Below are 7,550 nucleotides of genomic sequence, written 5' to 3'. Positions count from 1 at the left end.
AGGAAGGAAAACAAGGTAGAAGCTATGACACAAAGAAAAAGAAAGTTCTTTGTGCAATGGAACTTACTGACCGAGGCAAAGTAAAGCGCTTTTACGCACTAAAAATACCTGATTTTTCCTCAAAATCATTACGAACAATATTTGACAAACATATTAGTAAAACAGCACAAGTTACTACTGACGAATGGAAAGGATATAAACCTATAAAAGACTTTAATATAACTCAAAAACCGAGTAATGACGGAAAGAATTTTCCTACATTACACAAAGTAATACACCAAGTAAAATCTTGGATAAGAGGTATATATTCTTGGGTATCAGAATTTAACATAGACCGCTATTTAGCGGAATACAGTTTTAGAATCAATCGCTCACAGAGCAAAGAGACTATCTTTAACAAATTAATGAAAAGAATTGTAGAACGTTCTCCCGTTTCCCAAAGTCAATTAGTATGTAGCTAAATAGACACCTCAATAAAATTTTTTACAATCATCTATCTTTCAGAGAATTAGAAAAGGTAATAAGTAAAAGTGCTTATTACCTTTTCTTTTTCTCAGATAGAGATTAATATCCGAAGAGTTCTTCTAGGGAAAGCTTCTTGAATTCTCCAATTTTTTCAAGTTCTTCCTTAGAAAGTTTCTTTTCAGAAGCCAAAATTACATAAGTATAAGGCTTTTTAGAAAGATACTTATCATGGAAGTCCTTCACCTCTTTCATTGATATTTTATCTATATTCTGATAGATAGACTTTCTGATATCCTCATTAAGTCCTAATTGTTTTGCTCCTAAGTAGGTATAGATAATATTATCCTGAGTAATACGTTCGGTCTGGATATCCTTTTTGAGCTGTTCCTTAGCCAAATCCAGATTAGCAGGTAGCTCTGGCATTGTAGTAAGCAACTCATCCATTGTAGAAATCGCTTCCTTGAGCTTATCTGCCTGAGCGCCTACATAAGCGAGCATATAGTACTTCTCTGATTTTTCCCTTGGAGTTCTATACATTCCATAAGTACTATAAGCCAAAGCCTTACTCTCACGAATTGTTTGGAATACCAAAGATCCCATACTTCCTCCAAAATAGCCATTGAACACTTTAATTACAGTACTTTCATTAGGATTATAGGGAACAGTATTGCGTATCCAACGTGTTTCAGCTTGAACCATATCATAATCTGTAAAGAGCACTTGGTTCTTTACTTGTTCTACTTGCTTAAATTCTTGAGCTGCAGGAACTTTGGCAAACTTAGCGGGCACTTTATGTAACTTGCTGAGCTTGGAAGTAAGTTCCTTAAGAGAAGCAGGTCCATAATAAATCACCTCTTGTTCTACATCGTTAAGCTTCTTAAGTCTATCCACCAATTCTTGTGCGGTAGTAGCTTCTATCTCAGCATCCGAAAGGGTATGATTATACTTATTCTTTGCTCCATAGATGGCATAGCTAGTGAGTGCCTGCATTATTTGGTTTCTATTTGCCTTAGTATCAGTACGAGACTTATAGATTCTTGACTTCAAGGATTTTAGAGCCTGTTCATCTATCTTAGCATTTAGAACAAGATCTTCATAGAGCTTCACAGCGGCTTCAAAGTTCTCTTGTAGCCCCTCAATTGTAACGAAAGTATATTCTTCGCTAGTGGAAACTCTGAAGCTAGAGGCTATTTTATAGAATTCCTTAGAGATTTGCTCAGCTGATTTCTTATCAGTTCCTAAAAATTGGATATACTGGGAGGCTAAACTCATCTTCAGGTCATTGAGATAGCCTATTTTATATCGGAAATTCAAACGATAAAGCTGATTATCTTTGTTTTGTACATAGAAAACATCTGCCTTTCCTAGCTTAGATTTCTGTAAATCCTTATTGAAATCTAAGAAAATAGGAGCTACAGGAGTGCTTGGCATCTGATTTATCATTTTAACAAATTCAGATTGCTTATCAGCGTTGGTTTCAACTGGTGTAATGGCTGGTTTTTCTATTTTTTCAACGTTGGTACGTTCTCCTTGGCGTTTATAAACAGCTACATAATTATTTCCCAGATATTTATTGACAAAAGCAACGATATCTTGCTTAGTAATCTTAGAGAGGTCTTCCACATAAGCCACCTCATCTCGCCAGTCCACCTTACCTGTAAAGGCATCCATTAAGGCATAAGCCCTATTGCTATAGGATTCTGTATCTTGTATTTTTCTTTTTTTGATGTTATTAACGATAGAGAGAATCAGGTCATTATCAAAATTTCCTTTTTTAAGATTCTCAATTTCATTGAGTAAGAGGCTTCTTACTTCATCCAAAGATTGCCCTTGAGAAGGAGAAGCGGTGAGGTATAGCAAGCCGTGATCAATTAATAGATATGTAAAGCCACTAGCTCGTAATAATTTTTGCTTTTTCACTAGGTTAAGGTCTATCAGCCCTGCCTTTCCATTGGTAAGTATAGAACCTACCAACTGAGCTAATATAGCATCTTTTTCCTGAGTGCTAGGGAAACGGAAAGCAATTGTAAGGCTTTCGGCGTCAGGTCCCACCACTTCTTTAACTATAGGGGAAGTAATAGGTGCTTCTTGCTCGAAAGTATATGGTGGTACTTCCTTATACTTCATATAGGAAAAAGCCTTATCTATCTTAGCAATTGCCTGGTCAGGATCAAAATCACCTGAGAGAATTACTGCCATATTATTAGGCACATAATAAGTATTAAAATACTTTCTGATTTCCTTCAAGGAAGGATTTTTAAGATGTTCTACAGTCCCAATAGTGGTTTGTTGTCCATAATTATGTTTTTTGAACAAATTAGCCAATAATGTTTCCAATACAAGGCTTCCATCATTATCCAGAGAGCGGTTTTTCTCTTCATAAACAGCTTCTAATTCGGTGTGGAAAATTCTTAGAACAGGATTACGGAAACGCTCCGCCTGTACCGCAATATACTTATCTAATGCATTGGCAGGAACATCATCAGTATAGACTGTCTGCTCGAAAGAAGTAAAGGCATTGGTACCTTGGGCTCCCATTGCAGACATCATTTTGTCATACTCATTAGCAATCGCATACTTACTAGCTATTCCCGAAACCCTATCTATCTCCTTATAGATTTCTTTTCTCTTCTGAGGGTCTTTGGTTTGGTTATATTGCTCATATAAAGCATCTATTTTATCCAGTTCTTTCTTTTCTTTTTCCCAATCAAGGCTTCCGTATTTATCGGTTCCCTTAAAGAGCAAATGCTCCAGATAGTGTGCCAATCCTGTATTGGTAGCTGGATCCGTCTTACTTCCTGCTCTAACGGCTACATAGCACTGTATACGAGGTTCCTTGTTGGTAGGACTCAGAATGACCGTTAAGCCATTCTTGAGGGTGTAGAATCTTGCCCTTGTAGGGTCATTTGTTACATACTTATAGGTATATCCTCCACCCTGAGCTTCTTTCCACTGATAAGATTGTGCTTGAGTGCTAAGAGAAGTGGCTATTCCTAGTATTCCCAAAAATAGATTTTTTTTCAGCATAATTATAGATATTTTTTATCTTTGAAGCTACAAAGGTACGTATTTTTTTTGAATTTTAGCCTATCAAAGTACAGAAGTTATTCAGCAAAATTAAACTGATTTAAGAAAAGAAGCCGTATTTTAGACAGGTTTAACTTTTATATATTCTTTCATAAGGTTTTTTATTCAATAAGAAATCGTAATTTTGCGGGTAGATTAAAAATAAAATTATTACGCAATGAAAAAATTTGTACTTATCTTACTAGGAGGGCTTGTGATGACTTCTTGTGTATCCAACAAAAAGTTCCGAGAACTCCAAGAACAACTCAAAAGCACAGAGGACTTGCTCAATACGGCTACTGTAAAACTCAATAGTTGCCTTAAGGACAAGGAATTATTACAATCCAAGAATGACATCCTACAGAAGAACAATGATGGATTACTTACCAATTTGGGAAATATGACTATGCTTACCCAGAAAGGAGCCGACAACCTAGAACGTTCTCTAGAGAGCCTTAAGGAAAAAGACCTCACTATTAAGCATCTTCGTGATGCCGTGACTCGAAGAGATTCTATTAACCTTGCTCTTGTACAGAGCTTAAAAGGAGTATTAGGCAACCTAGATGACCAAGATATTACTGTTCAGGTGGATAAAGGAGTCGTTTATGTATCTATCTCTGACAAAATGCTCTTTAGCAGTGGTAGCTATAATGTAACCCCTCGTGCTCGTGAGGTATTAGGGAAAGTGGCTAAGGTGGTAAATAATAAACCTGACTTTGAATTTATGGTAGAAGGACATACAGATAATGTGCCTATTAAGAATGCTTGTATTAAGGATAATTGGGACTTGAGCGTACTAAGAGCTACCGCCGTAGTACGTATCCTTCAGGATGACTTTGGAGTAACGGCTTCCCGTATGACTGCAGCAGGGCGTAGTGAATATGTACCTGTTACCTCCAATGCTTCTGCAGAGGGACGTGCGCTAAACCGCCGTACTCGTATCATTGTACTACCTAAACTCGACCAATTCTATAATATGATCGAGCAAGGAATGAAAGATCCTAAAATAAATTAGTCTATCTATATTCATATTTATTTTAAAAGAAGAAAGCTGTCCAATAGGACAGCTTCTTTTATTCACTAAATAAGCCAATTTATTTCTGGTACTTCTTAGCTGTAAGTTCTGCTATTTTCAGAATTACATCTATTGCCTTGAGCAAACTAGGAACGGGTAAATATTCATACTTTCCGTGGAAATTAACCCCTCCTGCAAAGATATTAGGACAAGGAAGCCCCTTAAAGCTCAATTGGGCTCCATCGGTACCGCCACGAATGGCTTGTATCACAGGGGTAACCCCTACCTCCTTCATTGCTTCCTCTGCAATCTCCACAATATGGATTACTGGTTCTATCTTCTCACGCATATTATAATACTGATCTTCTACTTCTAATTCAAAAACCGCATCCTTATGAAGTTCCTTAAGGTCTTTTACTATGGTATGTAAGAGTTCCTTGCGTGCATTGAACTTATTGCGATCGTGATCACGGATTATAAGGTTGATATATGTATTTTCTACATCTCCCTTAATATTCATTACGTGGAAAAAGCCTTCTCTTCCCTCTGTACGTTCTGGGATTTCATCCTCAGGAAGCATTTCTATCAGTTCGCTAGCAATAAGTACAGCATTGACCATACGCCCTTTGGCTGTACCTGGGTGCACACTCTTTCCTTTAATATGAATTTTAGCTCCTGCCGCATTAAAGCTTTCATATTCTAGCTCTCCTATGTGGCTTCCATCCATTGTATAAGCCCATTCTGCTCCAAATTTAGACACATCAAACTTATGAGGCCCTTTTCCTATCTCCTCATCAGGAGTAAAACCTATACGTATTTTCCCGTGTTGTATTTCTGGATGTTCTATCAGGTATTCCATTGCAGAAACAATCTCGGCTACGCCCGCCTTATCATCAGCTCCTAAGAGTGTAAGTCCATCGGTGGTGATAATGGTCTGTCCTATATATTTTTTTAGGTCGGAAAAATAAGAAGAAGAGAGTACAATTCCTTCTTTTTCATTCAGGACAATATCTCCTCCATTATAATTATAAACAAATTGAGGATTGACATTGGCTCCTGAGAAGTCTGGAGAAGTATCATAATGTGCTATAAAGCCGATTGTAGGCACTTGATGAGAGACATTTGAAGGGAGGGTAGCCATAATATAGCCATATTGGTCTATCTCTACCTCTTGTAATCCAATAGCTTTAAGCTCATCTACCAGAAGGTGAGCTATATCCCATTGCTTTTCAGTACTTGGTGTGGTAGTACTCTCTGGGTCAGATTGTGAATCCACCTTTACATAGCGGATAAAGCGATCAATAATTTTTTTTTCTTGCATAATGCTAAAAATTAACAATTTCCAAAATTACGTATTTTTTGAAAATTGACCAAATTTTTTATATTTTATTTCTATTAGCCATAAAAAAAGGCTATCCCTTGAGATAGCCTTCTTTATCAGATTATTTTTTTGTAGGGAGAGGGTAAGTTCCTTCTACTAAGATACTGCTATCTACATCTTGGATATTACGATGACCAGAGAAAGCCATTGTGGTATCCATTTCATCATATAATATTTGTAAAGCACGAGTTACCCCTTCTTCTCCATAAGCCCCAAGACCATACACAGGAGCACGTCCTAGCATAATACCTTTAGCTCCTAGTGCCCACGCTTTGAGCATATTTTGCCCTGTGTAGAAACCAGAGTCAATCCATACTTCCGTTTGGCTACCCACTGCACTTACCATGTCTGGCAAAGCTTTGATAGAGGAAATGGTATCGTCCATTTGGCGACCACCGTGATTGGAGACGATGATGGCATCTGCTCCGTATTTTACAGCTTCCTGAGCGTCTTCAGGAGTCATAATTCCCTTGAGGATAATAGGTCCTCCCCAGAGCTCCTTAATCTCAGCAATATCCTTCCAACTAAGGCTTGGGTCAAACTGTTCTTTTGTCCAAGAAGAAAGGGAAGAAAGGTCAGATACATTCTTAGCGTGTCCAGCAATATTACGGAATGTCCAGCGACGGTTACCAAATACATAGCGCAATCCCCAAGGAATCTTGGTAGAAAGGTTGATCAAATTAGGAATGGTGAATTTGGGAGGAGTAGAAAGTCCATTCTTAATATCACGGTGACGATTTCCAAGCACCTGCAAGTCCACCGTAACCATAAGAGCAGAACATTTGGCTTCTTTAGCTCGACGGATAAGGTCTTTCATAAACTCACGGTCACGCATCACGTAGAGTTGGAACCAGAAAGGCTCTACACCAGCTTCCACTAAGTCCTCAATAGAACAGATAGACATTGTAGAAAGAGTAAAAGGAATTCCAAACTTCTGAGCTGCTTTAGCCATATGAATTTCTCCATCTGCCCACATCATTCCCATAAAGCCTACAGGGGCGGTCATAGCTGGGAATTTTACTTTTTGTCCTAAAAGTGTAGTTTCGAGGGTACGGTTATCCATATCTACCAAGATCTTTTGCTTGAACTTGATAGGATTGAAGTCAGAAACATTTTCACGGTAAGTAGCTTGTGTCCAAGAACCTGTATCCACATACTCATAGAACATCTTAGGTACATTGCGCTTACATACTACGCGCAAGTCCTCAATGTTGGTCATTTTTGTTAAGTCTTTCATTCTATAATTTTTTAATATAATTGCTTCTGTATCAAGGATAAATTTCTTAAAAAACCACCTCTTGTTTTCTGGTGGCAAATGTAAGAAATTATTTTGGTTTATGTCATATTTATTTATTATTTTTTTAGTTTTTTCCCATCATAGGTATTTATAATAAATATTTGAAAACCTTTCCCCTCTCGGAGATGGGGATTAAGATAGTTTGTAAGAGTTAATAGTCTTTGCGATAGGTAGTCTTGCGCCTTTGCTTGAGAGGATCTCTGACCTTAGAACGAAACATAGAGCGGAAAATCTGTATAATGACCGGAAGAAGTGATACCGCAAAAAATATACAAACGACTTTCCACCATAGGGATAATTCTTTGGTAAACACTGCAGAGATAAGC

Annotated in this window: 5 protein-coding genes; 2 read left to right on the top strand and 3 right to left on the bottom strand. The window is 37.6% G+C overall.

From position 1 onward, the window contains the following. Positions 1-461, top strand: a 461-nt coding sequence (locus RYK20_RS10430) for an IS1595 family transposase (protein WP_314895378.1), incomplete at its 5' end; no start/stop codon positions are given. 103 nt (positions 462-564) lie between these two features. On the opposite strand, the gene RYK20_RS10425 is transcribed toward RYK20_RS10430, so the two are convergent. Next, complete coding sequence (locus tag RYK20_RS10425; RefSeq protein ID WP_314895377.1) at positions 565-3,492, bottom strand: insulinase family protein; 2,928 nt, start codon at positions 3,490-3,492, stop codon at positions 565-567. Between the two features lie 217 nt (positions 3,493-3,709). Here RYK20_RS10425 and RYK20_RS10420 point away from each other — a divergent pair, with 217 nt between their 5' ends. Further along, entirely contained in the window at positions 3,710-4,546 is an 837-nt protein-coding gene (locus RYK20_RS10420) for an OmpA family protein (protein WP_311457467.1), read from the top strand. Between the two features lie 79 nt (positions 4,547-4,625). On the opposite strand, the gene pepT is transcribed toward RYK20_RS10420, so the two are convergent. Both pepT and RYK20_RS10410 read right to left on the bottom strand, forming a co-directional pair. Then, complete coding sequence (gene pepT, locus RYK20_RS10415) at positions 4,626-5,867, bottom strand: peptidase T (protein ID WP_314895376.1); 1,242 nt, start codon at positions 5,865-5,867, stop codon at positions 4,626-4,628. 121 nt (positions 5,868-5,988) lie between these two features. Then, positions 5,989-7,164, bottom strand: a complete 1,176-nt coding sequence (locus RYK20_RS10410; protein WP_314895375.1) for an alpha-hydroxy acid oxidase — start codon at positions 7,162-7,164, stop codon at positions 5,989-5,991. Between the last annotated feature and the right edge of the window lie 386 nt (positions 7,165-7,550).

This window comes from uncultured Capnocytophaga sp. (assembly GCF_963525585.1).
GTDB lineage: Bacteria > Bacteroidota > Bacteroidia > Flavobacteriales > Flavobacteriaceae > Capnocytophaga.
This window is presented reverse-complemented; position numbering and strand designations above follow the sequence as displayed.